We start from the raw sequence: 26302 nt of genomic DNA, 5'->3' as shown, positions 1-26302 counted from the left end.
TTAATCGTGAGGAGTGGTGAGTCATGAGCGATCAACTCAAAACTCCCTAAAATATCTGTGCCTGCTCCCGTATACTTCCCCTTCTCATTCTGGTATAAGGTGGTTAACAATGGGTTGAATGTTTTTGAAATAATTCAACTTTATGCCTAGAACTCCGAATGAATACGCAGTACACCTGCTACTAGAAAGTGGTCATCGCGAAGAAGTACGTTTTCCTACTATTCAAGAGTTTCAGAAGTGGTATAGCGGCGAACTTGTGCCGAAGTCTGCTTCTAATGACTTTATTAGCGTGCCGATCAAGAATATTCAAGGTGAGTATATGGTAGTACGCCCATCTCGCATTGTCGCAATCCGGGTAGAACCAATTTTTAGCTCTAGTGTTGAAAGATACGATTAAATGATGAGAAAAACCCTTGCCTTGCTTTCCTTAAGTCTAGGAATTGCCTTTGTAAATACACTCTGGTCAGCTGTTGCTCAGGTTCCTGATTTACCACCCCCAGTACAGACTAATCCTGGGATACCTATACTAGTACCGCCAAGCACTCCTGAGGTACAGCCACCTCTCAAACTTACTGACTTAGGAAACTGTACCCCTAGCTATGCTTGTTTGGGTTGGGATGAGCAAATTTGGGGTAGCAAGGGTAAACGCGGCGATCGCCAAGCGCTTTTAGCAGCAATCGATAACAGTCTACGTTACTTGCAAAAGGATAAGGCGATCGCAGCTTATCAAAATTATCCAATTAAGGAAATTACATTAGATCGGGTACGTCGGAGTTTAGTACGCTTCCGTCAGTTGGTTGTCAAATCTAAATCCCCAGCTCAACTACAAGCTGCTGTCCGCCAAGAGTTTGAGTTTTACCAATCTGTAGGTAACGACGGCAACGGTACTGTGAAGTTTACCTCTTACTACGAGCCTGTTTATACTGCTAGCCGTGTAAAAACTTCAGTATACAAGTATCCCCTGTATCGCCTACCACCGAATTTTGACCAATGGGCTAAACCCCATCCCAAACGCATTGATTTAGAAGGTCAAGATGGTTTACTGGGCGATAAAAGCCAGTTGCACGGGTTAGAGATGTTGTGGTTCCGCGATCGCCTAGACGCATACATGATTCATATCCAAGGTTCTGCCCAAATTCAGTTAACTGATGGTAAAAAAACCTCTGTTGGTTATGCAGGTGGTACTGATTATCCTTGGACAAGTATCGGCAAAGAACTGGCGAAAGATGGCAAACTCCCACTAGAAGGATTAACACTACCAAAGTTAGTCAGTTACTTTAGACAATCTCCGCAAGAGTTAAATAATTATTTACCGCGTTGGGAGCGCTTCGTCTTCTTCAAGGAAACCAGCGCTACCCCAGCTACAGGTAGTATTAATGTGCCAGTAACACCAGAGCGTTCTATCGCCACCGATAAGTCTATTATGCCTCCAGGCGCTCTGGCCTTAATTTATACTGCTATTCCCTATCCCAATACAGCTGGTAACTTAGAGTTTCGCAATGTGAGCCGCTTTGTGCTAGATCAAGACACAGGTAGCGCTATTAAAGGGCCGGGAAGAGTAGATTATTTTATGGGAACAGGAAAATTAGCAGGCGATCGCGCTGGTATTACAGGCGGTAACGGTTCCTTATATTATTTACTGCTCAAAGAATAGATATTGGGCATAGGGCGAACAAGGAGTTTAGGAAGTGTAGGAAGATGGGGAGGACTAAGTGTAGTTTCTTTCTCCCCACACTCCCTCATTCCCTAATAAGGTGGATAACCAAAATCATCTTCATCAGCATAAATATAAGAACTGGAAACACCTGCCAAATCTACTTTAGGTGTTTCTATTTTCACAGTTTCCTTACCAAAGTCTTTGTAATCTTCAAAAGTCTTGCAGATTATTGCCGATTCAGGCGAATCGGAAGCTATTAAATATTGTGTTAACGTCCCAATTGTTGGATGTTTAAAATCTACAGTAGAAGCAACTAAAACTGTATTTGGTTCAATACCTCTTTCTTCACACTCAATAATTGGAGAAAAAATTCCGTGGGCGTGAAATAGCGGGCCTTTAGGTGCCAGAGGTTGCTTTCTGTATCCGGCATAAGCCTTTTCTAATTCAGCAACGAAACCACTCACAACTTTACCTTGTTGATATTCGCAATAGGTTTTACTGAAACTTGCCCCAGCTGCACCATTTAAAGTTAATTGTAGTGGTGTTTCATGTAAAAACTTTTTGTTTTCTCCAACTAAAAAAATTAAATAGCGAGTAAAAGTTTTAAATTTAAGTTTATCTGCTAAAAAAGCATCGTAATTTTCTTTAAGCGTACCCAATTTTAGACCAGTTTCCCTGTCTTTCACTGATAACGGGCCGCGACGCACTATTACTAAGTGCGGAGTAGTACTAATAAATACAGTTTCAACACCGGAGCTAAACTCATGCTCCACCTGTTCCCAATTCTCATCTGGCTGAAAGCCTACAGCTTGTGCATTATCCAGCTTCACAGCCAAACCATAAGACTGGATACCATCTGTGCCATACCGAGGATTAATCATCTGACACCAAGGGATGACTTGAGAAGGGGGTGCATTAAATTTTTCGTCCTCAAAGTCGAATTTAGCAGATGCTTTCATCGTTTTTGGCTATCGAAGTGTTTTGCTAAATAAGTGTATCAGTTGTTCTTTGTTATTGGTCATTGGTCATTGGTCATTTGTCATTTCTTCCCCTGCTTCCTTGTCTCCCCAAAGTTCTGAGCGCCGGAAGCCGGCGCTCAGACTTCTCTCCTTTTCTCCTTGCACCCTATTGTCTCTTCAGCTTCCTCATTCATATTCTCTCAACCAGTAATACTTTTGTACCACTCATCTAGTATATCGGGTAAATTATTTTTTGGATGGGTGTAAAAGCGATCGCTTCTAGCTGGCATATCTACAGATATACTTCGTTCTGGCTAATCTTGTTCATATTGGACAATATTTTAGTTTGTAATATAGTCTGTTTAGCAGATGTTTGCACTGAGAAATGGTTATATATTTATAGCATTCAATTCAGAGCTATTACTTGACTAATCAAAGGAGCATTATTATATGCTGAGTGCCATCATATTTTTTGCTAGTTACGCTGCTATTACTACAATCTTTGTCTCTACTGTTGAATAAACAACAAAGTCCAGTCACCGAACTGCAAAGATGCAAATAGTGGGAAGTCAGAAGCCAGAAAAATTGAAAATTTGATAAACCTATCAAAACCGATTTTGATAGGTTTATAGTAAGGACTTGAGTCCTGAATCAGAATTTATTTTCCTTGTTAATCGCCCAAATAAATACCCAAACCACGAGCAGTTTTTACTAAGGTATCTTCTGGGTTAACAGCTCTATATTGAGCGATCGCTTCTGCAATTGGTACGCTGATAACTTGGCGATTTTGCCAGGTTGTCATGTAGTCATATTTTTCTTCATCGATGAGATTTACTGCTGCCACACCAAAAGCAGCTGCTACTAATCGATCTAGTGGTGAAGCGGTTCCGCCACGTTGGATGTGTCCTAATACTGTAACTCTGGTTTCTGCACCAATGCGATCGCTAATTTGATCGGCTAAATATTGTCCAATCCCACCATATCGAGATTCACCAAAACGATTTGTGAGAGTGACACTTTCACCTTCTTGAGTACGAACAGCTTCCGAAACAATAATTAAACAATAGTTTTTACCTTGCTCTTGGCGCTGTTTAATTTGGTAGCAAATATGTTCCATATTGTAGAGAATTTCTGGAATTAAAATCACATCTGCACCTCCAGCAATTCCCGCAGCTAGAGCAATGTGTCCTGCATCACGCCCCATCACTTCTAAAATCATGACTCGACTGTGAGAAGCCGCAGTAAAATGCAACCTATCGAGTGCTTCTGTAGCGATATTGACTGCTGTATCAAAACCGATGGCGTGTTCAGTTATGCCAATATCATTATCAATTGTTTTGGGAATAGCTACTAAATTAATCCCGCCTTGTTGTGCTAATCGCCGGAGAATTGCCAAGCTACCATCGCCACCAATCCCAATCAAAGCATCTAAACCAAGTTGATGATAGCCTGCAATAATTTCGTGAGAGCGATCGCATAAACTACCATCAGCCATAGGAAAAGCAAAAGGATTGCCTTTGTTGGTAGTTCCTAACATTGTCCCACCAGAAGTTAACAATGGGTCAACTTGGTCAATTTCCAATTTAGTAAATTGCGGTGGACGCGCCATTAATCCGACAGTGGCTTGACGAATTCCCAGTACTTCCCAACCTTTCCCACAAGCACAATGAACAACAGATCTGATTGCTGCATTCAAACCAGAGCAATCTCCTCCACTAGTCAGAATACCAATTCGCTTACCTTCTCCCATGTATAACTCCTATTTGATTGTTGAAAAAAACTGCGTACACGCCTACCTCCCTTCTTTCCTTTTTTTCCTGTGGTCTGTTTCTGCGAGTAAGTTCGCAAATCAAATAGGATGGTGAAATCTATTTATTAACAGATGACAGCAATTTTTAGGTAAATTAACTACATCTTTTTTTATCTCATGTATGGGTGCAAAAATATCCAAAAAAATGCAATATTCTGTTTTAAATAAATGAAAATAACTATTAAATTTAGTAAAGAAATTAGTCAAAAAATTTAAGTAGTTTTATATAGCCTTTGAAGCTATAAGCTCCATCTAGTAAAGCTTTGAGATTAATGAAGAGTTTAGTTAATACAGAAAACTTAATATTGATTTAAGTGCGAGGCTCATACTTAAAAGCGATCGCATCTATATCAAATTTGGAGTTTACGGTCATATTTTTAGATAATAAATCTGCTTTGCTGTAACCGATCGCTGCAATTCTTAGCAGCAGTTCAGTTTATTAGCTATATCTCATTGCTTCATCCTCTGCCATAGGAAAGCAATACTGGACGATTAGATGCGATCGCCTTCTTCTCTAAATTTTGATAAGTTATGCTTATGAATTTGATAAATCTTTTGCTTGTCAAGTAGTCTTGACAAGCTGTAACATTATTGTTAAATTTATTTACATAAGTTAATAAATAACAAATAAGCTATGCACACAACCGTTTATGTGCATTTGCTATATGACTTGTTATGACTCTAGGTTTACTTACCTTGGGTGTTAACTAAAATTTTTAGACTTCGGTATCGGTATCTCTCATCGTCATTTGGTTTTCTCCCCCTCACCTCAGCCGTCAAGCTGGGGTTTTTTTTGTGATTGATTGCGGGCAATACTGAAGATGGGAATTACTTAAGGTAAAATAACAATCCAATCCCAGCGATCGCGATTGCGACACCTGCGATCGCTCTGACGCTCACCTTTTCACCCATACCAATAGCGATAGGGATGACAAACAATGGACTAGTCTGCAACAAAGTGGAGGCTATTCCTACAGATGTGAATTTAATTGCTGTTTGCTGTAACCAAATTCCTAAGAAGGTTCCGCAAAAAGCAGCGAAGAAACTAGCTAAAATTACTCGCCTAGATTGCCAATAAGGATAAGTAAATCTCATCTCCTTGGGATAGGAAAACCACGACCACACTAAAATTGTTAGCACCCCCGCGCTTAATCGCAACAAAGCCGCCCACAAAGGGGACATACTCCCATTTGCAAATGCTGCACGGGAAAAGATAGAACCTGCGCTATTTGTAATTGCAGCTAACAAACCAAAGCCGATACCCTGCCATAGGTGCGTTGAGTCAACCTCGCTTGTACCCGGAACTCGTTCTGTCACCACCCAAGCGACTCCCAAAATCGTCAGCAAAATTCCACACCAAGCACTGATATTGAGCGTTTCTTGTAGAAATATTGTCGCGGCGATCGCTGTTATCGGTGGAGAAAGAGTTCCCAAAAGTAAAACCCGTCGCGCCCCTAAGTAATTGATCGCAGCCAGGAAAGCTGTATCGCCCCAACCAATACCTATCGCACCGCTGAGAAACAGTAAGCATACAGGCAAAACAGCAAGCTGCGGTAATAATTCGCCAGTCACCAAAATCGTCAGCAGCAAAAGCGCGATCGCAATTATCCCTTTAATCAAGTTCAGCTGTATCGGTGGGATACGTTGCCCTAGAAGACCATACACCACTGAAGCTACAGCCCATAAACCAGCAGCAGCTAAAGCCGCCACTTCACCTTTCCCATCCGTCAATGAGATAATTAAAAAATTATTAAAAATAATCTGCACCCATGAAATTATGCCTGAAACTCTTTAATAATACATCAATTACTTTCCTAAAAATTAGCACTCAAAGGTCGCAAGTGCTAATTTGTTACTGAAGTTTAATACTTATGACATAAGCGAAAATTCTACTTTTTGGTGATGACATTTAAATAAAAACGAATGCATAATTATTGGTATCAAAACTAAAAATTTTATATAATTGATTAATAAGTTGGAGGTCTGGAATGAAATACACTTTTGACCTTGTAGGAGTATCTCCAGTTTTACAGTTTTTTAATCATCAACAACAAAGCCTCAATAAAAAGCAGTATAAAGGTGTAGAATACTTGGGAACGCATATTTGTACTTTAGATGCGTTCTTAGAATCTGTAGAAACAGTACCAGGAAAATGGGATTGGAACCTAGATCAAGTAGTAGACACTATCATTCAATTTTGGTTACATAATTCTGAAAGCATTGATTATTGGAAAAGGCGTTTAAGTGACGCCGGAAGAGAAAATTTATTAGTAGCTAGGGTTGCAGATTTCACAGCTTTGCAGGCTGAGTTTGAATCCCTACTAAGTGAGAATTAATAAAAGATACAACTGCAATTTGATTTGCAGTTGATAAATTGAATTTCTTGATTGCCTGCGGCTAACAACCGGGAAACCCATGCACCGAAGTGGCTCATCCCAATTCACGAAAACCTTGATTCAGATAGATTTTCGTAGGCTTTAACATTGCTCAATCTCCACCCATGTATTGATATCATTATTCAGGTGAAATAGGCTCGCCGCGTCCTATTCTCTTTCATGGATGGCGATGAAAGTTTTTCCATCATGATTTCATTGTCTAATTCAACGCGCAGCGAAAAATATTGTTTTTTTATTGCTGAATCGGAATTTCAATGACAAACTCTGTTCCTTCCCCAACTATTGAGCAACACTCTAGCTTACCACGGTGTTTCTCGGTAACGATCTGATAACTGATAGACATTCCCATACCTGTGCCCTTACCTACTGGCTTAGTTGTGAAAAAAGGATTGAAAACCTTTTTTTGAACATCCTCTGGCATACCACCACCGTTATCAGCGATCGCAATTTTCACCCACCCCTCAGCAACTAATGAGGTGCTAATAGTAATTGTTGGCAATGGCGCATCTTTGCTTTCTATTCTCTGTTCCAACACATCAATAGCATTTGCCAGAATATTCATAAACACTTGATTTAGCTGTCCGGGATAGCATTCTATTAACGGTAATGTGCCGTAATTTTTAACGACTTGAATAGCGGGACGTTCGGATTTTTCTTTGAGACGATATTGCAGAATCATCAAAGTACTATCAATGCCTTCATGAATATCCACTGCTTTGAAATCAGCTTCATCCATGCGTGAGAAATTGCGTAGCGATAACACAATCTGACGGATGCGTTGAGTTCCCACTTTCATCGAACTCAAGATTTTGGGTAAATCATCTTTTATATACTCCAAGTCAATTTCTGCATCCAAATCGGAAATTTCAGTCTCCAAAGACTGTTGTGGATACAAGTGAATGATGTGCAACAAGTCTTGAATATGGGCTTCTAAATGGCTGAGATTACCGTGAATAAAATTGACGGGATTGTTAATTTCATGAGCAACCCCCGCAACCAATTGACCCAAAGAAGACATTTTTTCTGCTTGGAGCATTTGTGCTTGTGTACGTTTGAGTTCTTGCAGAGTTTGTTCTAAATCTTTTGTTTGGTGTCTAAGTTGGGCTTCAATTTGCTGGCGATCGCTAATATCCCTTGCTACACAAACAACCGTGTTCTCACTCATAGGAGCAACAGTTGCTTCAAACCAAATCTCGCGATCGCCTACGGGCAAGCTATATTCTAATTTCTCTATCTGCCGTGTTTTCAGTACCTTGTGAACGCCATCAAGGAAATAATCAGCAAAAGCCGCAGGTAAAACCTCATGCATGGTTTTACCCAGTAGTTCCACAGGAGGTTTGTAAAGCGAAGGTGCGCTGCTAGGAGCAATTTTTAAGTATCTTCCCTCGAAATCGAGGATCAGAATCACATCTTGTATAGCATTGAAGATGGCTAATAATTCTGCCTGAGAAGCTTTCAGGACAACTTCAGTTTGTTTGTGTTCGCTAATTTCCTGTTCCAGCTTGGCAATTGTAGTATTCAACTCAGCGATCGATGCTGCTATTTGTTGCTTTAAGGAAGCGTTTTCCTGACGGAGAAGGGCTATTTCCTGTTCGAGTATTTCAGTAGACATGATTTTTTCTCCTGTTTACCGAAATACTCGAATAGCGATCGCAAGTTTTCTATTGCAGTGTATTAAACCACGATGTTTTTCCACGCTCATCTGACAAGTAATCTGGAGAAACTTGTGATATCCAGTCAAAACTGCTGTTGTATCCACAGAAAGAACCATTCCTACATACCTCAGCAGATAAATTTCATGCTGGAAATGACCAAGTTTAGTATTCCCAAAGCAGAGTTGGAATTATGCAGTGAGTTGTCTGACCTGTTCGGCAGAATCTAGTTGTAATGCAGAAGCCGCGATCGCCTGACAATCTCCTATACTTAATTTGGCGATCGCTTGTTTTAATATCGGTATAGCTTGGGGATTGACGCTCAATTCATCCAATCCTAAACCTAATAAAATCGCCGTAGCTGCGGGATCTGCTGCCAATTCGCCACACAATCCTACCCAAATTCCTGCTGCATGACCGGCTTGAACTGTTTGCTGTACCATTCGCAACACCGCCGGATGCAGTGCGTCGGTTAAATTGGCGACTCTAGGGTTGTTGCGATCGCCTGCCATGACATACTGGCTAAGGTCGTTTGTGCCGATACTAAAAAAGTCTACCTCTGTTGCTAGTCGATCGGCGATCGCTACGGCTGCGGGTACTTCTACCATAATCCCGACTTCTAGCTTGGCATCAAAAGAGATATCAGCTTGCCTAAGTTCTCGTTGTACTTCATTTAATATTGCCTTAGCTGCCCTCACCTCAGTAACGGTGGCAATCATCGGCAACATAATCTTAATATTGTGTCCGCTACTAGCTCTTAAAATTGCCCGTAACTGTGTTTTAAATAAATCTGGATGTTCCAAACAAAAGCGAATTCCGCGACAGCCAAGGAAAGGGTTAGTTTCTGGAACTCCTGACTTGATGTAAGGCAGCGGCTTATCTCCACCGACATCTAAAGTCCGGATAATTAATGGCTGTCGATCTAAAACTTGTGCGATCGCCTGGTATACTGCTAATTGCTCCTCTTCCGTCGGAGCACTTGTCTTACCTAAATAAAGGAACTCTGTACGCAGTAGTCCTACTCCTTCTGCACCACTAGCTAAAGCCAATTGAACGTCAGCTATGCTACCGATATTGGCAAACACATTTACTTGCCGACCATCACGGGTAATTGCTGGTTGATGTGCTTTGGCTAGTGCTTCCTGTTGAGTAGTATGCCATGCTTCTCTTTTGGCTTCCAAGACACTTAAAATATCTGCTTCTGGTTCTACCCAAGCTTTACCACTCTCACCATCAAGTGCCATAATTGTGCCATCTTCGAGATACAAGATCCCTGCATCTACACCCAAGACGGCGGGAATGCCTAAGGTGCGGGCAATAATTGCACTGTGAGATGTAGCACTACCAAAGGTCGTACAAATACCTAACACCTTGCTGGGATCTAACCCAATAGTATCCGAGGGAGTTAAATCGCTGGCCACTAAAATTGCTGGTTCAGCTATTTCTAAGGAATTTGCTGATGTCCCCGTTAGCAAGCGTAGCACTCGTTGTCCGACATCCACAACATCCTCGACTCGTTCTTGCAAGTAAGCATCTTCTAATTTGTGGTAACTAGAAGCTACCTCATCTACTACTGCTTGCCAAGCGACTTCTGCATTCAGATGCTGTTCGTAAATCCGCTGACGAACTGCTTCTAGTAGTACAGGATCTTCTAGAAATAGTAAATGGGCTACAAAAATTGCGGCTTCTGTATCGCCAATTTGCACTGAGGCTTGGGAAAATAATGCTTGAATTTGCTGTTTAGCAGTGTCAATCGCTGTTTGTAAACGTTGCCACTCAGAATCAATATTTTCTACGTGGTATTCTGTAGGTGTAACCGCAGTCGGTTGATAATGAACCACAGGTGCGATCGCCACTCCTGGGGAGGCCGCAATTCCTGAAAGTTCGCCAGGAGTAGTTGGGCTAACTTCAGTTGCGGTGGCTTTTGGCAATTCTAAACTAGAATCATCTTCACCAAAGTTATTGACAATTAAAGCTTCCAACGCCGCCAACGCCGCATCTGCATCAACACCAGTCGCAGTAATAATTAACTCGTGTCCTTGACGTACCCCTAAAGTGGCGACTTGGTTAATACTATCGCCCCGGACTTTGTTTGTACCCTTAGTAATATTTTGTACTAATATCTGGGATTGAAATTTAGCGGCAGTGGTGACAAATTGAGCCGCCGGGCGGGCGTGTAAGCCTAAGCGATTGCTGACAGTCAGCCGAATTTCTTTGGTTGGTAATTCAGTATGAGTTGAGGGAATAACTAAGGATGAACTACTGTCTACCCCTAGTAAAGTAGCTTTTGCAACTAACGCCGACCTGGCTTCCGCCATCACTTGCTGAATATTATGACCTGCGGCGGCGGCAACAACAGCTGCGATCGCACCTTCCACCAGAGGTGCTTCACATAAATGAACTTTTTCCCGTTGTTCTGGCGAAAGAAACTCTAAGGACATTTCTGCACTCATCACAGCACTACCCAGATCCATTAACACCAGGACACCATCATCATTAAAGATAGAAGCGATCGCTTGATAAACCTGCATCGGATCTGTACCTAGTGGATTTTCAGGATCTTCAATCCCGGCTGCAACAGCCAAGGAGACTTTACCCTGAACCATTTGCGCTGCAAGTTCCTGTACGCCAAGCGCTAGTTTTTTACTGTGAGAAACAATAACAATTCCAATCACGGCAGTACCATCAACTCTGTTGAAAGGCCATTGCTGAGATATTTAATATTTCATTCTTTCATTTTGTACCACTAAAAACAGTAATGATTTCAAAATTGCAAGTTTGCTATGGCTAAGTCGGATTCTGTTATCAATGAGACAGTTACAGGATTTCTTCAAGATACGAAGAAAAATTGGTCTAACCCCTGTCACGGCGATCGCCCAAATACCGATACAATGACGAAAATTCCGCAAGCTGTTTGGATACTGTTGATAGATTTTGATCGGCGATCGCAACTTATACTCCACCAAGCGCCATGAAAATTCAGCTTTCACTACCGATTTTTGTTTTATTTTTGATAATTTATTCAGCTTATCAATATGACTGCTGATGTTTACTTTCAACAATCTCTGCTTCCTGTTAACTGCCCAGACTAATTTCACTGAGCAAATAGGAGTGCTATATTTGTCCTGGTTCTGGGATAGCCTGTTTCTTGACTGGCAAGTTGAGATTTTTTTAGTCAATCCCTCATCTGCAAGTAGCTTCAAACAAATGCAAAATTCCCCAGCATCATACCCTGGTAGCTGGGATGAATCTAAATAAAATCTAAAATTGTCTGACTGTTTACATAGATTAATTTAAATTCACCTAATTACAAATTTCGCTACTCAAGTTATGGAAGTGTCAAAATTAAGCAAGTGAGAATGTTAAGGCTATGTCACCCTTAGTTATATATACTCGGCAACCCTGGACTGAAAATTATAGTGAAATCATTGATGTGCGTTCGCCTAGCGAATTTATAGAAGACCACATTCCTGGTGCAATTAATTTACCAGTCTTAAATGATGCCGAACGCGCTGAAGTGGGAACAATTTATAAACAAGTTTGCCCCTTCACTGCAAAAAAAATTGGTGCTGCTTTAGTATCTAGAAATATCTATCAGCATCTCAGTCAACATTTTGCTGCTAAAGAGAAAGACTACCGTCCTTTAATTTATTGCTGGCGGGGTGGGCAGCGTTCGGGTAGCATGGCTTTGGTGCTAACGCAAATTGGTTGGCGCGTTAGCGTGATTGATGGCGGATACAAAACTTACCGTGCTTATGTACGCCAACAACTAGAACATCTGCCAAAAAAATTTACTTATCAGATTTTGTGCGGTTTAAGTGGTAGCGGTAAGACTTACATTTTAGATAAGATGAGTCAGCGAAACGCTCAAGTTTTAGACTTAGAAAATTTAGCTAATCATCGCGGTTCTCTCTTGGGTGGAGAATTGCAAGGAAAACTTGCTTACCAACCCTCACAAAAATACTTTGAAACTCTTTTATTACAAAAACTGCAAAGTTTCGATCCGCATCAGCCAGTGTGGATCGAATCAGAAAGTAATAAAATTGGGAAAGTTTATTTGCCTCAGTCTCTATGGAATAAAATGAGGCAAGCCAATTGTATAGAGATTGAACTACCAACAGCAGCTAGAGTCAAGTTTCTCTTACAAGAATATACTCATCTAGTAAATCATCCTGAGATTTTAAAACAAAAGCTGGAGAAACTTAAATATCGCTGTGGTTGGGAGAAATTGAGCCAATGGTATCAGCTAATTGATATCGGTAATTGGGAAATATTGGTGCAAGACTTATTGCACTCCTATTACGACCCCATCTATAAACGTTCAATTAAGAGTAATTTTAATAAAGCTGAAAAACTTCTACAGATTTCAGACTTATCTGATAGTAGTATTGATGCTTTGCTAGATACTTTATTGCCGAATTATATATTCTCTAAAATGAGCTAAGATAATGGATGTATAGGTTTATATAACAACCATCAATTGCTGATATTTAGCAACGTCAAACACTAATTTTTCCTATTTACACTATCAATAGACCAAAAAATTTGGCGATCGCTCTGAGCTTTATCTTGTCCTTAGATTTCTTGCCCAGATTTTGTTGCAGCGAACGCAGATATTATGTCAACAGTTTCTTGAAAAACTATTAACAACTATTATGTTCCCGGACGAGAGCGAATACGATCGGGGATATGATGGCGATCGCCTAATATTTCTAACAAAGGGCCATTAACGTCAAATTTAACCATACTTACCGACGCGACCAAAATATTCACCCGATAGCGATAGCGTCCCAAATCAATTCCCAGTAGACTGCAAAGCATAATCCGAATCGTGGCTTTATGGGAAACTACTAAAACATTACCTTGGGGATGTTTGTCTTGAATTTCAGCAATTACAGGCATGGAACGGTTAGCAATATCTACCGCTGTTTCTCCACCTAGTGGTGCATTCCAAGCAGGTTCTGTCAACCATTTCACATAATTTTGGGCGTAATTCTCTTGGGCAAACGATTTACTCTTAGTTTCCCATTCGCCATAACTACCTTCTCTCAGCCCGTCACGCAACTGCATATCCATACCAATAGCATCACAAAAGGGCTTGGCAGTTGCAATTGTGCGCTTCATTGGGCTAGCATAAACCGCTTCCCATTTCAATTTTTGATAAACATCGGCAAAACTCTCTGCCATCTGCATCCCTTCAGCGGTCAACTCCGCATCAGTTTCACCGCAAAAATTACCACTTTGACTAAAAGTAGTTTCTCCATGTCGCAGTAAATATAAATTGAGTGTCATAGCTTGTATCGCGATTGGGATCGAGGAGTTTGTGCAAAAATAAACTACCATCAATTTCGCAATCTTTTATGTGCCACCAGGACAAAGTAATCAAATAAAATTGTAGCGCTCTAACTTTAGCAAAAGATTACAAAAAAATAAATTAATTGGCAACAATATATACACTATTGCTAATAGAGATTTCGGGCAATAGAACCTTTGAATTTTATTAAGTTCAAGCCTAAATATGAAGATTTATCAAGAACATACATGGCCTCATAACCTAGAAGAAGCGATCGCTATCCAAGAGAAATTGCGCGATCGGATAATTACAGAAGATCGATTCCCAGAACCTGTCCAATATGTAGCAGGGGTGGACATGGGCTTTGAAGCTGATGGTACGATTAGCCGTGCCGCAGTTGCCGTGTTGAGTTTCCCCCACTTGCAAGTCGTTGAGACTACCCTAGCGCGCCGCCCTACGACATTTCCTTATATTCCAGGCTTCCTTTCATTTCGGGAAATCCCAGCTGTACTTGATGCTCTAGAAAAAGTAAAAATCATGCCAAACCTAATTCTGTGTGATGGTCAAGGCATCGCCCATCCCCGCAGACTTGGCATAGCTAGCCATTTAGGATTGCTGATAGATCTACCCACCATCGGCGTGGCAAAATCCTTACTAATTGGCAAGTACGAAGAAGTGCCAGAAACAAAAGGCAGCTGGCAACCGCTAATACATAAGGGAGAAACGATTGGCGCAGTTTTACGCACGCGCACAGGAGTCAAGCCTTTATATATTTCCAGCGGTCATCGAGTTAGTTTACCGACAGCAATTGACTACGTAATGCGTTGCACAACTAAATATCGGCTGCCAGAAACTACACGCATTGCGGATAAGTTAGCATCTTCGAGATAAAGTCGAGATGAGATATATTGTTTTATTTGAAGTTTTTTCTAAATACTTGCTTGCCCCTGCCCAGTCGTGTTAGGAATCGCACAGAAAGGAGTTGAAGTAACCAAATAAAAGTTACAAGTTAGAACGATGAATGCACTAACTTTACAGTGGCACGATGCAGGTCAAGAGAAAACACAGAACATTTACGAACAACAACCAAGCAAAAATCCTGGTACTGTCCGCATCGGTCGAGATCCACTCCGGTGCGACATTGTTGTAACTAACCCTACTGTATCTGGTCTGCACGTAGAAATCTTTTTTCACCCCCAGCAGCAAAACTTTTACATTAGAAACCTGCGATCGCAAAACCCGCCTTTAGTAGATAGACAACAACTAGTTCAAGGCGAACTGCCTCTAAGAGAGGGCAGCGTTATTCAATTAGGACAAATGGAAGTCAAAGTCACAGCCATTTCCATTAACAGTATTCCGCCAACAATTTTGACACCTCCAACCCCAGCGATCGCAAGTACCCATCCCACCAGACCACCAATCAACCAGCAACCACAGGTACAAATTAGACATCACCAACATTCACCAACACCCCCCGTACCACCAGGCGTTTATGGCTTAGAGTGTCCCAAATGTCATAAAGTCTCCCCCTCTGAGAATCTGCAAGTTGGCTGTCCTTGGTGTGGAACATCCTTAGCCGCCGCAGTTAGCGTATTAGTTGCACCGAATCATTGAAGGGATGAGTGAGGGAGTGTGGGGAGTGTGGGGACAAATGACCAATGACAAATGACCAATGACAAATGACAAACTTACATATTCAATTAAGTTGGGACGATCCAGCTACAGGAGAACGAAGAGAACCTAGATTAAGTGTACCGATCGCTTTTGGTCGCGAATTTGCACGCTTACCAACCGAACTCAGAGGAGAGCGTGTATCACGGATGCTGCTGAATAGTAATGAAGTTTCTCGCTACCATGCCCTACTTGACTGGGAACAAAATCAACTGGTATTGACAGATCAAGGCAGTGTCAATGGTGTATTTGTCAACGGTCAACGACAAACACGCAGCGTTGTGGCTAACGGTGACACGGTACAAATTGGCCCCTACACGATCGCGGTGACTTTTAGTATCAATGCACCTGTACCAGTTACTAGCCCCCCTTCAGCTATTCAGTTTAATCCGAATACCAATCTCCCAGACCCCAGTTTGCCTGCTGCACCAGTTGTCACGCCAGTTGGTAGCAACTTTCCGCCACCAGCATTTCAAGCACAGCAGGTAGTTGTACAAGCACTTCACGCTACAGGCTTACCTGTAGATGAATGCGATTATCTTGCAGTTGGGGCTGGGCTGGGTAGCTTTATCTGGACTGATTTATTGCGACTTAGCGGTGTCCGTGCTGATAAAATTGTCGCTTTGGGATTAGAAGCTGAACCTTATGCCCGTTACAAGCGCCTGTGTTTAAATTCTCAAATTCCTTTATATGAAAGATTAAGGTCTAATTCAGACTCCTGTCCTGATAACATTTGGGGCTGGCCTAGCTATGCTTTAAGAGAAGCTTGGCATGATTTTACCCAAGGTAAGCCTAACTCAGCATTTAGATATTTATGGCAGGTGTTTGCTGAACCAACATTTGTGGAAACCTATACTCCGCGTGCGGGTAACGTCTTTAATTCCATTGACAGGGAAGCAAAGCGCATTGGCTGGCAACAAATTTATAGCTATGGGCGAGTTAGGGCAATTCGCAAAACTGAAGATGGGAGATATTGCGTAGCCTATTCTCGCGGCCCGAGAAATTATGCTTTTCTAGTAACACGTTATTTACATTTAGCAACAGGCTATCCAGCGATTCAATTTTTACCAGATTTACAAGCTTATAGAGAAAAATATCAAGACTTTAAAGCTGTTGTGAATGCTTATGAGGAACACGATGGTGTTTATCAGCAGCTAGAGCAACAGGGTGGTACGGTGTTACTGCGGGGGCGGGGAATTGTGGCTTCGCGGATTGTGCAGCGAATTTATGAAGCGCGCAAGAAAAACCGGAATATTACAGTTTTGCACTTAATGCGATCGCCTAAACCCCAAGGCAACAAATTCCAAAAAGCCCAACGTGCAGTGAAAAATCATTATGAATTTCAGCCCTTTAACTGGCCGAAAGCTTGTTGGGGTGGTGAATTGCGTGTCATGCTAGAAAAAGCTAGTCCTGATGAACGTAAAAGCCTTCTAGCAGATTGGGGTGGCACTACCACAGCAGATCGTTATGATTGGCAGAAAATTACAGAACAAGGGTTAAGTGAAGGTTGGTATCAAATTACCTTTGGGGAAGTTTTAGGTGTGGAACAAGGTAGCCAAAACCGCACTATTACCCATATCCGTGAAAAGGGCTTGGGAGAAATGAAACTTGAGGCTGACTTTATTATTGATGCCACTGGTTTGGATGCCAAAGTCCAAACTAATCCTTTATTAGATGACCTGGTAAAACATTACAATCTGCCGCTAAATCACCTAGGGCGGTTAGTTGTCGCCAACAACTTTGAGTTAGTAGAAATGCGTAACACGAAAGGTCAAATGTACGCCGCAGGCGCAATTACCCTTGGCGGGCCTTATGCAGCAGTTGATAGCTTCTTAGGCTTGCAGTATGCCGCATTAGTTGCCGTTGATGGACTCGCTGCTGCCCGTGCCCCTGGAGTGAAGCGGTTGAACGCCTTAAGTTCTTTTAGCCAGTGGTTGAAGTGGGTATTTAATCAGTCTCCCACTTAGGTGATAGCTAACAAAACTATAGGCGATCGCCACAATTGATTTATGACACCTGAGAATTCTCCTAATCCATTCCTCAAGCTCAAAGTTCGTAATTTATTTTTGCGGGGTTTACTATTAACGATTGGTCTTGGTGTTGCTCTAGGGATGGTTCAAGGATTCACTGGTGTAAAATTCAATACGCAAGTTGTTACTTTAGTCCTCTACGTTTTAATTTTCGGATTTCTGTGCCTTTGGGAACTAACAGACTTTCATCGCTTTGGCATCGATCTCAAATATGTAGTCGGACGAGTACCAAACAGGCATAAATGGCTGCCGATGGTCGGTTTAGTCTTATTAATTATTCTGTTTTCTCTCAGTGCTTACTTGGTGTCTTTTTATTTACTCTCCCTAGCAGCGCCTACTTTTGTAGAAAATGTTATGCGCCAAGTTGCTACTAAACCATCGCCTGGGACTACTTTACCAATATCTTATAACTTGCTGACGGGTATAGTATACATAGTCATTGCGCCAATTACTGAGGAATTTCTATTTAGAGGAATAATCTTACAGCGCTGGGCTTGCAAATGGGGCATTCAAACTGCTGTGGTGGTTTCTGGATTATTGTTTGGAATATTACACGCAAATGTTTTGGGATTGACCCTTTTTGGAATTACTATGGGGGTTTTATATATCAAAACCCGCACGCTGATTGTACCGATCGCCTGCCATGCCTTCAACAATTCACTAGCCGTAGGCATGAGTTTATTATCAGGGGCTTCCAAGACTACTTCCACCGCTAACCTTTTAGAGCAATTACGTTCTAGCTGGTGGCTTGGTGTTGTACTCATGCTGATTTCACTGCCTTTACTAGTGCGATTTCTCTATCGCAATTGGCCGCCAAGAGATACTCTAGTTCCTTACTTTATCAACTTTTCCCAAAGTAGAGAGTAGAAATATACTTTGTAATGGTGTAGAAATGTATAGAATCTTGTCAAGATATAAAATATAGTCTTTTTTAAGATGCAAACATTCGAGCGACCTTCCTCAATGCAGCTGTCTATAGCTCCAAACCATTGTCAGCCTTTGAAGATTATCGCACTGGGGGATAGCTTAGTATATGGATTTGGCGATCCGGATAAAGGAGGCTGGGTTGAACAACTACGGCGACAGTGGATGTTACCCGATAGTACTGGCCATGTTCTTTATAACCTGGGAGTACGAGGCGATCGCACTCAACAAGTCGCCCAAAGGCTAGAAGTAGAATTTCGCCACCGAGGTGAACTGCGAAATCGCGTCCCCGACTTAATTATTTTGTCAGTAGGGGTAAATGATTCAGCGCGGTTATCTCGTCCCAATGGAAGAAATTACACAGATTTCACTTTATTTGAATCAGAAATAGCCGAACTACTAGAACAAGCGCAACAACTCTGTCCTGTAGTATTTGTTGGCATGGTTCCAGTTGATGAAGCCAAAATGCCATTTCTAGATTGCTTCTACTATAATCATGCCGATCAGTACCGCTACAAAGAAGCAACTAGAATTGCCTGTAATAAACGCCGAATTCCCTATCTCGATATTTTCGACCAATGGATAGAACGTGGCGAACTTTGGCGGCGCAAACATATCAGTGATGATGGACTTCACCCTAATACACTAGGTTATCAAGCTTTGTTAGAAGATGTAATCAACTGGGAAGCACTGGCAAACTATCATTCTCCCCTAGCAATTTAAACAAAATTTTCCATTTTTACGAAAAGCTCCACAATCTTGTGGAGTTTTTTAATATGAGTATGATGAAATTCTATTCAACTTATTACTCAGTACAGTTATGACTCCAACTTTATTTGGTCGATGGCAAACTCGATTATTACTACTAGCAACTGTAGGTGTATTAGTCACATTACCTTTTGCAGTCGGTTTAATTGGCCCCGGCCCTAATTCAGTTTATTTCTGGATACTTGCCTATGTCGCCATCTTCGGCTTAGGTTGGGATGTACTTTATAACTATCTACAAAAATTGCGTTGGGATAGAGACTGGCCCGCAGCATATCAACTCTTCGCCGGAATTTGGGAATTTATATTTGTCTTCTGTGGCGTCAAACTGTTTGGCTTCTTACCAATACCTATACCCAAAGAAGAACTACCACCACAAATTTTTCTCCTGCATTACAGCGTAGTTTGGCTAGCAGTATTCATTACCTCCCAAAGCCTCATGCGCATCATCTTTATTCGTTGGCGTTTCCGGGGCGGGGAGTGGCTTTAGGCGTTTGTCTTGAGAAGTAGACGAAGGGCTAAGGGAGAAGAGAGTGTAGGGAGTGTGGGGAGAAAGGAGACAAGTGAGATCAGCGCTGCGGGAGGGTTTCCCTACGTAGGCGACTGGCGTTAGCGACGAAGGAGCATCACCCGTTCAACGAAGTCGTTCCCGTTCCCTCGAAGAGGGTTCCCGCAGGGTAGGGTAGGGGAGAAATAACCAATGACAAATGACAAATGTGCCATACCTAATTGTATTTAATATTACACTAACACCCAAAATCCTTATACAGAAGGAATATTTGTAGTTTTCTAAAGTATAATTAAGAAAAAGATAACAAAAACTCAGCAGTAAAGTAGGCTGATATTGCCGTAAAACTATCCAGAAATGGGTAAAGCTTTATTGTGTTTTATAAAAACTCTCGGTATCTTTGACTTGCATGAGCAAGTACTGTTAGAAACCAACAAAAAAGTGTAAATTTTCCAGTTGAAGAGGCAAATAAAAGCGTGGGTCAGTATCAATCTGCTCAGCTAAGGCGCTACAATCCAGACACGATCGCTCGTTACTACCGTTACCGTCCCTGGCTAATATGGGGACGATTACTGAGAATTATCTGGTCGTTTGCTGGATTTATTATTAGTCTGAAGTGGGATGAATGGCAAAATCAAGTAGAGCAGAACAAGAGAAAACGCGCCACTCAATTACGAGAACTGCTCACTGGCCTTGGCCCTACTTTTATTAAAGTAGGTCAAGCCCTATCGACCAGACCCGATCTGATACGTAAAGATTTCTTAGAAGAATTGGTCAAGTTACAAGACCAATTACCAGCTTTCGATAATGCACTAGCCTATCAAATTATCGAGACTGAACTCGATCGCTCAGTTAACGAGGTCTTTGCCGAACTTTCGCCCAAACCCGTAGCTGCTGCTAGCTTGGGTCAAGTGTATCGCGGTCGCTTGATGACTGGCGAAGAAGTAGCAGTGAAAGTACAACGCCCTAACTTACGGCCAATTTTGACACTTGACCTGTATCTCATGCGTTGGGCTGCAAGTTGGTTAGCGCCTTGGCTACCTCTTAATCTCGGTCACGACCTCACTTTAATTGTGGACGAGTTTGGCACGAAATTATTTGAGGAAATTGACTATATTAATGAAGGTCGCAACGCAGAAAAATTTGCGCACAACTTTCGCGACGATCCTAGTGTCAAAGTCCCTAGTATTTATTGGCGCTATACCAATAGCCGCGTTCTCACTCTGGAATGGATTAACGGCTTTAAGCTCACAGATACAAAAAGTATCCGCGCCGTCGGTTTAGATCCAGAAGAAATCATCAAAATCGGTGTCACCTCAGGTTTACAACAGCTATTAGAACACGGTTTCTTTCATGCTGACCCCCATCCAGGAAACTTGTTTGCCATGCCCGATGGTCGGATGGCTTACATAGATTTCGGGATGATGGATCAACTAGAGGAAACTACTAAAGAAACTTTAGTTGATGCTTTGGTGCATCTAGTAAATAAAGACTACTCCGACTTAGCTACAGACTTTGTCAAGTTGGGCTTTCTCACACCAGAGACAAATATTTGTCCGATTGTCCCTGCATTAGAGTCAGTCTTGGGTAACGCTATCGGCAAAAACGTTGGAGATTTTAACTTCAAAACGATTACAGATGAATTTTCGGAACTGATGTATGAATATCCTTTCCGAGTTCCAGCGAAGTTTGCTTTGATTATTCGTTCCCTAGTCACCCAAGAAGGTATTGCTCTGAGCCTCAATCCGAATTTCAAAATTGTTGAGGTTGGTTATCCCTATATCGCACGACGATTGCTGACAGGCGAATCTCCGGAATTACGGCGGCGGTTACTCAATGTGCTGTTTAAAGATGGTAAATTCCAGTGGCAGCGGTTAGAGAATTTAATTGCGATTGCGCGTACTGATGGTAGCTTTGATGTCTTACCTACAGCCCAAATGGGATTGCAATTTCTACTTTCTGAAGAAGGAAAGTTTCTTCGCAATCAGTTGGTGCTAGCTCTCACTGAAGACGACCGTCTGCATACAGAAGAAGTTCAACGCCTGTGGAATCTAGTAAAAGATGACTTACAGCCGAATCGTTTATTCAATGTTGCGATCGGTTTTTTAACAGAGTTATCTAGAGAAGGCGTAGCAACCATTCTTCCAAAAGCGACATCCTTTATGACTTTTGGTGAGAATGGGGCACAAGCTAAAAACTAACAAGTAAAAACGCTCAGTTACTTTTAAATTTCTTCAGCAATTAGGAGTGTTCATGTACTATTATCCCCTGCATCCACCATACTTCCTGTTACTTTTTGGTTTATTAATTGCATTAACTTCTGGCATAGCCTTATCTGGTACTTTAAAAGTAATTGTGCAAAAATGGCCAAGCGATCGCGCAGAGAATGTTAAACCGCGTTCCTCATTAAAACAACTCGTTGTGCCATTTCTCGGTATCACTGGTGGTATTTGCCTATTTCTCTATTCAGGTTTTGAGATATTTGGCTTTCCCACTCTCCTTGCTTTAGGAGTAGGTTTGCCACTTGGTTTACTTACTTGTTTGTTACTGTGGGTACAATTAGGAAGTATGCTGGAATTTGCAGAGCGTCGAGGTATGCAATCTCTAGATTTAGATTCTCTGTCTTAATGCTAGTAAAATCGGTGATTCTGCCTTATCCCTCTGACAGAAATTTCAATTAAGATAAAAAAGCCACAGATAAATTGATGTTTATCTGTGGCTTAATATTTAAAATACCAACTTATGCAATAGGTCTAGTAATTTTATCTTTAAAATTACGATAATTAAGCTTCATATTGCTAACTTTTTGATTCCAAAAATTCTGAGTATTATTTTGCCATTGAGTGAGTATATTTGGCCGCTTAAAGCTTTGAGGTCTTGCTTCTGGAGTTTTTAGATATCGATAATGCAAAAACACATCTCGATAAGGAATATCTACATCTTCACTAGCGCAAAGTTTAGTAAATTTGGATGAGCCTATACTCATATAGTGTAGATATGTCAATCTTCTTCCTTGGTCATAAAGAACATTATCAACTACATCAAATTTAGAACTCCAGTGATTTCCAGTTACTGTATCGGCATTATGATAAGCAAAGTTATAGTATGAAATGCCGCTTCTCAATACCATATAGTTAAATAATGATTGATCTGGTGCTATAAAAGCCATAACATCAGCTTCACCAGACTGTAATTTATCTAGGAGGCTGGCTAAGGTTTCTGGCGAAAAGATGTGTTTTTTAGTAGCAAACCAACCTGCACAAAATATATGAGATTGTAAGTCTTCTACTGGAAAAATTTGCTTCATTAAATCGACAGAACCATCAAAAATATAATTTAAGTCAGACTTATATTGAAAATCATTTGTGACCCAATCATAGTTATCTAACTTTTCATATATATAATCTACAGACCCCATTAAAAGAGTATCTGCATCAAAATAAATAAATTTATCAAACGGGCCATCCAAAACACAAAATTTTCGGTGCATCGGTAGCTCATAGAGTTCAGAAAAACCCCACTGACGCCAAGTTTTTTGTGCTCTGGGATAGTTTTTCCAAACTTGGGTAGCAAAGTTATCCCAGTAATTGATAGATGTATAGTCTTCAAATAAAGTGACATTATCCCTAGTTGCAATCTCTGCTTTAACCTTATCTAACTGCTCATTATAGGGAATGATACAAACCGGAATTTTTTTGCCAGCGTTAGCTTCTATACTGTTAAGTAAAGCAACTAGTTGGTCGTAGACCACATCATTAGCTAAAGTGTAAATACCATCCATAAAAATACTCCTAATATCAAGTATGGGTAGTAACAAAGGGGAATAAACGACGAGTTAATTTTGGAATCAAACCAAATTTACCCTCATGAAGATAGCGATAGTGTTTCCACAATTCCCAATAAGGGCTATTGCTTGTCATCTTGATTCCAGCCCAATGCAGATATTTCAATCTTTGTCCTCGGTCATAAAGGACGTAGTCTTGCTGTTGGAATTTTCGCGAACCAGCCCAACTTCCAGGCCCTCCCCCAGGAATTTTGACAAGATTACCGCGTTTGGCAATTAATTTGAGAATGAGATAATTCAGAATAGGTTGGTCTGTAACACCTTCCGAAAAATCAAAATATTCGCGATGCGCAGCACATTCACGCAAAGTTTCATCCATTTGTGGCTCGGTAATAGCACCTTTTCTCGAAGCCCAAAAACCACTATTAAAAACGTCTTCTAATTGGTTATCGGAAAAAATTTGCTGCTCTTTTACTAATGGAGAAAAGATATTACGCAGCTTGTCATTAGCATGATGATAATCACAACAAAAGAAATCAACTTCAGAAAGTTTATCTAAATTATCAGCAATTTTTTCAAAAACAACAATGTCAGTATCAATATAAATGAATTCGTCCAAAGGACCAAACCATGCTACTAACTTACGCATTTTGTTTGGTAAGGCGAGGAAATCTCTATCAAAAATTTCGCCTATGCGTTTAGTAAATTTCTCAATCAATTCTAGATCTGGGAAAATTTGCACATTATGTAATGTGCTAAGTTGCTCGGCAACTTTGTGATAGTTTTCATTAAAAGGTATGAGATAAACTAAAACTTCCCGATCGTAATAGCGAATGCTATTTAGTAAAGCAATAGCATTATCCATTACCTTATCGTTAGCAACTATATAAATTCCCCGACTCATAAATTATCCTTGGTGAATTAACTTGAATTTTCTTAAGGCTCTGGTAAGTAAATTGGGAGGTGGAGCATCATAAGGTTTGGGTTTATTGTGAAATACCGGACGCTTATCTGGTTCGTGTAAGTAGCGGTAATAAAGAAATAATTCTCGATAGGGAAACTCAATATTTTCTCCCGCACATACTGCTTGATTGATGTAAGGAGGAACACCAATGTAATGTAAATAGGTTAGCCGATTACCCTTGTCATATAAAATTTTGTCCTTTTCTTCAAAATGCTTAGAAGTGACAGTACAGCCTGTAACTTGGTTAGCAGGTAAGTGATGGGCAAAGTTATAAACGGATATACAAGACCTCATAAACATATAGTTAAGAACTGGTTGATCGCCTGTAGGATAGAGTATGTCTCTTTCTCCTGAACGAAGATAAGATATTAATTCTGCGATTTTTTCTTCATTAAATAGTCCTTGTTTAGAAGCATAAAACCCAGAACAAAATATTTCGTTTAACAAGCGATGTTTATCAAATACCTTGAATAATTGATCGGAGTTAATGTTATAGACTTTATCTGGATATTTAAACTGAAAGTCATAAACGACGCAATCATATTCATCTAGCTTTTGAAACACAAAATCTAGTGAATTCATCACTAGAGTGTCAGCATCTAAATAAACAAATTTGTCAAATGGCCCATCAAAAGCACAAAATCTCCGATGACCGCCATAAATTCTATATTTTTTGCGATTCATGCTAGCAGGACTAGCCTCTAGCATAAATTCATCCCAGCGTCGAATTGATTTTTGATTATCGTAAATAAATACATTAGGACGATTAGCTATGGCGTCAGAAATTCGTTGTGTTTGCTCATCAAAAGGATAGATACAAACAGGAATATCCGAACCTATAATTGCATCTATACTGTTAAGTAAAGCTAGCAATTGATCGAAAACATAATCATTACCAAGGGTACAAATACCATTCATATTTTATGCGTATTTAACAACAAAATTTGATAACCAGTTTAGTAGATTGAGCTTATGTAAAATGATTTGACGTGCTTCTGCGATCGCATCTTTAGCTGCATACCAAGCATCAGGCGTAGCAGTCACTTCTTGAATGTAAGCAATACCTTTATCATCCAAACTAGGCAATCTTAAGAAACTACCTGGTGGTAATAATTTATCAGCAGCTGGCCCCCCATAGTAGATTGGCAAGCACCAAGCAAGTAAACTATCCCAAAGCTTCTCACTTACATACCAATTATTATCAGTATAGTTCTCAATTGCTAAGTTGTAATAGTATGGTGCCATGCCATACCATTTATTACTCAGTTCTCCCGATATTTTCGCCCATGCTGGTAAGTTACGTCCGTACAAATCAAACTTAATTTCATTTAATTGTAAAGAACGCAAAAATTCTAAACGCTGGCGATGATTAGCTGTGCGGTTAATTCCAGAAGTAATCCAACTACATGCAGCAATTTTTTCCGGACATGGCATTTCATTTAAATCCTGAAAAGAATTTGAATGATACCAAATAGCGGGCATATAGTCAGGATGAGGAGCAAAGTCATCAGGCCCAGAAACGTAGCCACAATAATTTTGAGCTTGTTGATAATTATAATTATTGATTTCTACAATTTCATCTAAGGGCGGTTCTCTCAGCAAATAAATAATTTTCTCTTTGTTCACACCACGGAGACGAGAATTATAGTCTAATGTCGGTTGTTGCTGACTTTTGCGAAATTTGTCTAACCAAGATGGCTGGGGTGATTTCTGAATAAAATCAAACTGATACATTAATAAAAAGTCTGGGTTCGGCGCTGTTGCGCGCATTTGGATATTGCCCCAAGTACCAAATGGATTTGATGTTTGTTGCCACAGCCAATCGGCTCTAGTTTCTAAACCTCGATAGCTGCTAATCATACCTATAGTTTGAGTATTCATATTAATTA

Annotated in this window: 24 protein-coding genes; 13 read left to right on the top strand and 11 right to left on the bottom strand. The window is 40.7% G+C overall.

Annotated features, from left to right (window positions below):
* The first annotated feature begins 142 nt into the window (after positions 1 to 142).
* Complete coding sequence (locus tag AACU33_RS02615; protein ID WP_096586911.1) at positions 143 to 397, top strand: hypothetical protein; 255 nt, start codon at positions 143 to 145, stop codon at positions 395 to 397.
* Positions 398 to 400: 3 nt separating this feature from the next.
* Positions 401 to 1654 carry a murein transglycosylase A gene (gene mltA / locus AACU33_RS02610; RefSeq protein WP_096595097.1) on the top strand — a complete coding sequence of 418 codons (1254 nt, stop codon included), beginning with the start codon at positions 401 to 403 and terminating at the stop codon, positions 1652 to 1654.
* Between the two features lie 92 nt (positions 1655 to 1746).
* Here the strand turns inward: mltA and AACU33_RS02605 are convergent, their stop codons facing one another.
* The 3 genes from AACU33_RS02605 to AACU33_RS02595 all read right to left on the bottom strand — a co-directional run bounded on the left by AACU33_RS02605 (position 1747) and on the right by AACU33_RS02595 (position 6157).
* A complete protein-coding gene (locus AACU33_RS02605) occupies positions 1747 to 2616 on the bottom strand; it encodes a DUF5895 domain-containing protein (protein WP_096586910.1) in 870 nt (289 codons plus the stop codon).
* Between the two features lie 670 nt (positions 2617 to 3286).
* Positions 3287 to 4366 (bottom strand): ATP-dependent 6-phosphofructokinase, encoded by a 1080-nt coding sequence (locus AACU33_RS02600; protein WP_096586909.1) that lies wholly within the window; start codon positions 4364 to 4366, stop codon positions 3287 to 3289.
* Between the two features lie 888 nt (positions 4367 to 5254).
* A complete protein-coding gene (locus AACU33_RS02595; RefSeq protein WP_339375714.1) occupies positions 5255 to 6157 on the bottom strand; it encodes a DMT family transporter in 903 nt (300 codons plus the stop codon).
* Between the two features lie 257 nt (positions 6158 to 6414).
* Between AACU33_RS02595 and AACU33_RS02590 the strand changes: the two genes are divergently transcribed.
* Positions 6415 to 6762, top strand: a complete 348-nt coding sequence (locus tag AACU33_RS02590) for a hypothetical protein (RefSeq protein WP_096586907.1) — start codon at positions 6415 to 6417, stop codon at positions 6760 to 6762.
* Positions 6763 to 7054: 292 nt separating this feature from the next.
* On the opposite strand, the gene AACU33_RS02585 is transcribed toward AACU33_RS02590, so the two are convergent.
* The 3 genes from AACU33_RS02585 to ptsP all read right to left on the bottom strand — a co-directional run bounded on the left by AACU33_RS02585 (position 7055) and on the right by ptsP (position 11149).
* Complete coding sequence (locus tag AACU33_RS02585; RefSeq protein ID WP_096586906.1) at positions 7055 to 8434, bottom strand: sensor histidine kinase; 1380 nt, start codon at positions 8432 to 8434, stop codon at positions 7055 to 7057.
* A 15-nt stretch (positions 8435 to 8449) separates the two neighbouring features.
* Complete coding sequence (locus AACU33_RS02580) at positions 8450 to 8593, bottom strand: hypothetical protein (protein WP_339375713.1); 144 nt, start codon at positions 8591 to 8593, stop codon at positions 8450 to 8452.
* A gap of 72 nt (positions 8594 to 8665) precedes the next feature.
* Positions 8666 to 11149, bottom strand: coding sequence for a phosphoenolpyruvate--protein phosphotransferase (gene ptsP, locus AACU33_RS02575; RefSeq protein WP_096586905.1), 2484 nt, complete (start codon positions 11147 to 11149; stop codon positions 8666 to 8668).
* A 108-nt stretch (positions 11150 to 11257) separates the two neighbouring features.
* Here ptsP and AACU33_RS02570 point away from each other — a divergent pair, with 108 nt between their 5' ends.
* Both AACU33_RS02570 and mnmH read left to right on the top strand, forming a co-directional pair.
* A complete protein-coding gene (locus tag AACU33_RS02570) occupies positions 11258 to 11449 on the top strand; it encodes a hypothetical protein (RefSeq protein WP_096586904.1) in 192 nt (63 codons plus the stop codon).
* A gap of 395 nt (positions 11450 to 11844) precedes the next feature.
* Complete coding sequence (gene mnmH / locus AACU33_RS02565; protein ID WP_096586902.1) at positions 11845 to 12918, top strand: tRNA 2-selenouridine(34) synthase MnmH; 1074 nt, start codon at positions 11845 to 11847, stop codon at positions 12916 to 12918.
* Between the two features lie 209 nt (positions 12919 to 13127).
* Here mnmH and AACU33_RS02560 read toward each other — a convergent pair whose 3' ends face one another.
* Entirely contained in the window at positions 13128 to 13766 is a 639-nt protein-coding gene (locus AACU33_RS02560; RefSeq protein ID WP_096586901.1) for a histidine phosphatase family protein, read from the bottom strand.
* Positions 13767 to 13992: 226 nt separating this feature from the next.
* Here AACU33_RS02560 and nfi point away from each other — a divergent pair, with 226 nt between their 5' ends.
* From nfi to AACU33_RS02520, 8 genes are all read left to right on the top strand, one after another.
* Positions 13993 to 14658, top strand: a complete 666-nt coding sequence (gene nfi / locus AACU33_RS02555) for a deoxyribonuclease V (protein WP_096586900.1) — start codon at positions 13993 to 13995, stop codon at positions 14656 to 14658.
* Positions 14659 to 14784: 126 nt separating this feature from the next.
* Positions 14785 to 15381 (top strand): FHA domain-containing protein, encoded by a 597-nt coding sequence (locus AACU33_RS02550; RefSeq protein WP_096586899.1) that lies wholly within the window; start codon positions 14785 to 14787, stop codon positions 15379 to 15381.
* 65 nt (positions 15382 to 15446) lie between these two features.
* Entirely contained in the window at positions 15447 to 17405 is a 1959-nt protein-coding gene (locus tag AACU33_RS02545; protein WP_096586898.1) for an FHA domain-containing protein, read from the top strand.
* A 42-nt stretch (positions 17406 to 17447) separates the two neighbouring features.
* Positions 17448 to 18335, top strand: a complete 888-nt coding sequence (locus AACU33_RS02540; protein ID WP_096586897.1) for a CPBP family intramembrane glutamic endopeptidase — start codon at positions 17448 to 17450, stop codon at positions 18333 to 18335.
* 69 nt (positions 18336 to 18404) lie between these two features.
* A complete protein-coding gene (locus tag AACU33_RS02535) occupies positions 18405 to 19115 on the top strand; it encodes a GDSL-type esterase/lipase family protein (protein ID WP_339375712.1) in 711 nt (236 codons plus the stop codon).
* A gap of 97 nt (positions 19116 to 19212) precedes the next feature.
* A complete protein-coding gene (locus AACU33_RS02530; protein WP_096586896.1) occupies positions 19213 to 19647 on the top strand; it encodes a hypothetical protein in 435 nt (144 codons plus the stop codon).
* Between the two features lie 494 nt (positions 19648 to 20141).
* A complete protein-coding gene (locus AACU33_RS02525) occupies positions 20142 to 21866 on the top strand; it encodes an ABC1 kinase family protein (RefSeq protein WP_096586895.1) in 1725 nt (574 codons plus the stop codon).
* 52 nt (positions 21867 to 21918) lie between these two features.
* Positions 21919 to 22293, top strand: coding sequence for a hypothetical protein (locus AACU33_RS02520; RefSeq protein ID WP_096586894.1), 375 nt, complete (start codon positions 21919 to 21921; stop codon positions 22291 to 22293).
* A gap of 112 nt (positions 22294 to 22405) precedes the next feature.
* On the opposite strand, the gene AACU33_RS02515 is transcribed toward AACU33_RS02520, so the two are convergent.
* The 4 genes from AACU33_RS02515 to AACU33_RS02500 are packed head-to-tail and all read right to left on the bottom strand — an operon-like array spanning position 22406 to position 26294.
* Positions 22406 to 23446, bottom strand: a complete 1041-nt coding sequence (locus AACU33_RS02515; protein ID WP_096586893.1) for an Npun_R2821/Npun_R2822 family protein — start codon at positions 23444 to 23446, stop codon at positions 22406 to 22408.
* 16 nt (positions 23447 to 23462) lie between these two features.
* Positions 23463 to 24353 carry an Npun_R2821/Npun_R2822 family protein gene (locus AACU33_RS02510; protein WP_096586892.1) on the bottom strand — a complete coding sequence of 297 codons (891 nt, stop codon included), beginning with the start codon at positions 24351 to 24353 and terminating at the stop codon, positions 23463 to 23465.
* A 3-nt stretch (positions 24354 to 24356) separates the two neighbouring features.
* Positions 24357 to 25331 carry an Npun_R2821/Npun_R2822 family protein gene (locus tag AACU33_RS02505; RefSeq protein WP_096586891.1) on the bottom strand — a complete coding sequence of 325 codons (975 nt, stop codon included), beginning with the start codon at positions 25329 to 25331 and terminating at the stop codon, positions 24357 to 24359.
* 3 nt (positions 25332 to 25334) lie between these two features.
* The gene (locus AACU33_RS02500) at positions 25335 to 26294 is read right to left on the bottom strand and encodes a glycosyltransferase family 10 domain-containing protein (protein WP_096586890.1); all 960 of its coding nucleotides are present in this window, start codon (positions 26292 to 26294) and stop codon (positions 25335 to 25337) included.
* Positions 26295 to 26302 lie beyond the last annotated feature (8 nt).

Origin of the sequence: Calothrix sp. NIES-2098 (genome assembly GCF_963875125.1) — a bacterium.
Taxonomy (GTDB): domain Bacteria; phylum Cyanobacteriota; class Cyanobacteriia; order Cyanobacteriales; family Nostocaceae; genus Aulosira.
This window is presented reverse-complemented; position numbering and strand designations above follow the sequence as displayed.

What these genes read in the sequence shown, in the direction of transcription:
- AACU33_RS02615 (WP_096586911.1), top strand. Translation starts at nt 143, where the DNA reads ATGCCTAGAACTCCGAATGAATACGCAGTACACCTGCTACTAGAAAGT.
- mltA (WP_096595097.1), top strand. Translation starts at nt 401, where the DNA reads ATGAGAAAAACCCTTGCCTTGCTTTCCTTAAGTCTAGGAATTGCCTTT.
- AACU33_RS02605 (WP_096586910.1), bottom strand. Translation starts at nt 2,616, where the DNA reads ATGAAAGCATCTGCTAAATTCGACTTTGAGGACGAAAAATTTAATGCA.
- AACU33_RS02600 (WP_096586909.1), bottom strand. Translation starts at nt 4,366, where the DNA reads ATGGGAGAAGGTAAGCGAATTGGTATTCTGACTAGTGGAGGAGATTGC.
- AACU33_RS02590 (WP_096586907.1), top strand. Translation starts at nt 6,415, where the DNA reads ATGAAATACACTTTTGACCTTGTAGGAGTATCTCCAGTTTTACAGTTT.
- AACU33_RS02585 (WP_096586906.1), bottom strand. Translation starts at nt 8,434, where the DNA reads ATGTCTACTGAAATACTCGAACAGGAAATAGCCCTTCTCCGTCAGGAA.
- AACU33_RS02580 (WP_339375713.1), bottom strand. Translation starts at nt 8,593, where the DNA reads ATGGTTCTTTCTGTGGATACAACAGCAGTTTTGACTGGATATCACAAG.
- AACU33_RS02570 (WP_096586904.1), top strand. Translation starts at nt 11,258, where the DNA reads ATGGCTAAGTCGGATTCTGTTATCAATGAGACAGTTACAGGATTTCTT.
- mnmH (WP_096586902.1), top strand. Translation starts at nt 11,845, where the DNA reads ATGTCACCCTTAGTTATATATACTCGGCAACCCTGGACTGAAAATTAT.
- AACU33_RS02560 (WP_096586901.1), bottom strand. Translation starts at nt 13,766, where the DNA reads ATGACACTCAATTTATATTTACTGCGACATGGAGAAACTACTTTTAGT.
- nfi (WP_096586900.1), top strand. Translation starts at nt 13,993, where the DNA reads ATGAAGATTTATCAAGAACATACATGGCCTCATAACCTAGAAGAAGCG.
- AACU33_RS02550 (WP_096586899.1), top strand. Translation starts at nt 14,785, where the DNA reads ATGAATGCACTAACTTTACAGTGGCACGATGCAGGTCAAGAGAAAACA.
- AACU33_RS02545 (WP_096586898.1), top strand. Translation starts at nt 15,447, where the DNA reads ATGACAAACTTACATATTCAATTAAGTTGGGACGATCCAGCTACAGGA.
- AACU33_RS02540 (WP_096586897.1), top strand. Translation starts at nt 17,448, where the DNA reads ATGACACCTGAGAATTCTCCTAATCCATTCCTCAAGCTCAAAGTTCGT.
- AACU33_RS02535 (WP_339375712.1), top strand. Translation starts at nt 18,405, where the DNA reads ATGCAAACATTCGAGCGACCTTCCTCAATGCAGCTGTCTATAGCTCCA.
- AACU33_RS02530 (WP_096586896.1), top strand. Translation starts at nt 19,213, where the DNA reads ATGACTCCAACTTTATTTGGTCGATGGCAAACTCGATTATTACTACTA.
- AACU33_RS02520 (WP_096586894.1), top strand. Translation starts at nt 21,919, where the DNA reads ATGTACTATTATCCCCTGCATCCACCATACTTCCTGTTACTTTTTGGT.
- AACU33_RS02515 (WP_096586893.1), bottom strand. Translation starts at nt 23,446, where the DNA reads ATGGATGGTATTTACACTTTAGCTAATGATGTGGTCTACGACCAACTA.
- AACU33_RS02510 (WP_096586892.1), bottom strand. Translation starts at nt 24,353, where the DNA reads ATGAGTCGGGGAATTTATATAGTTGCTAACGATAAGGTAATGGATAAT.
- AACU33_RS02505 (WP_096586891.1), bottom strand. Translation starts at nt 25,331, where the DNA reads ATGAATGGTATTTGTACCCTTGGTAATGATTATGTTTTCGATCAATTG.
- AACU33_RS02500 (WP_096586890.1), bottom strand. Translation starts at nt 26,294, where the DNA reads ATGAATACTCAAACTATAGGTATGATTAGCAGCTATCGAGGTTTAGAA.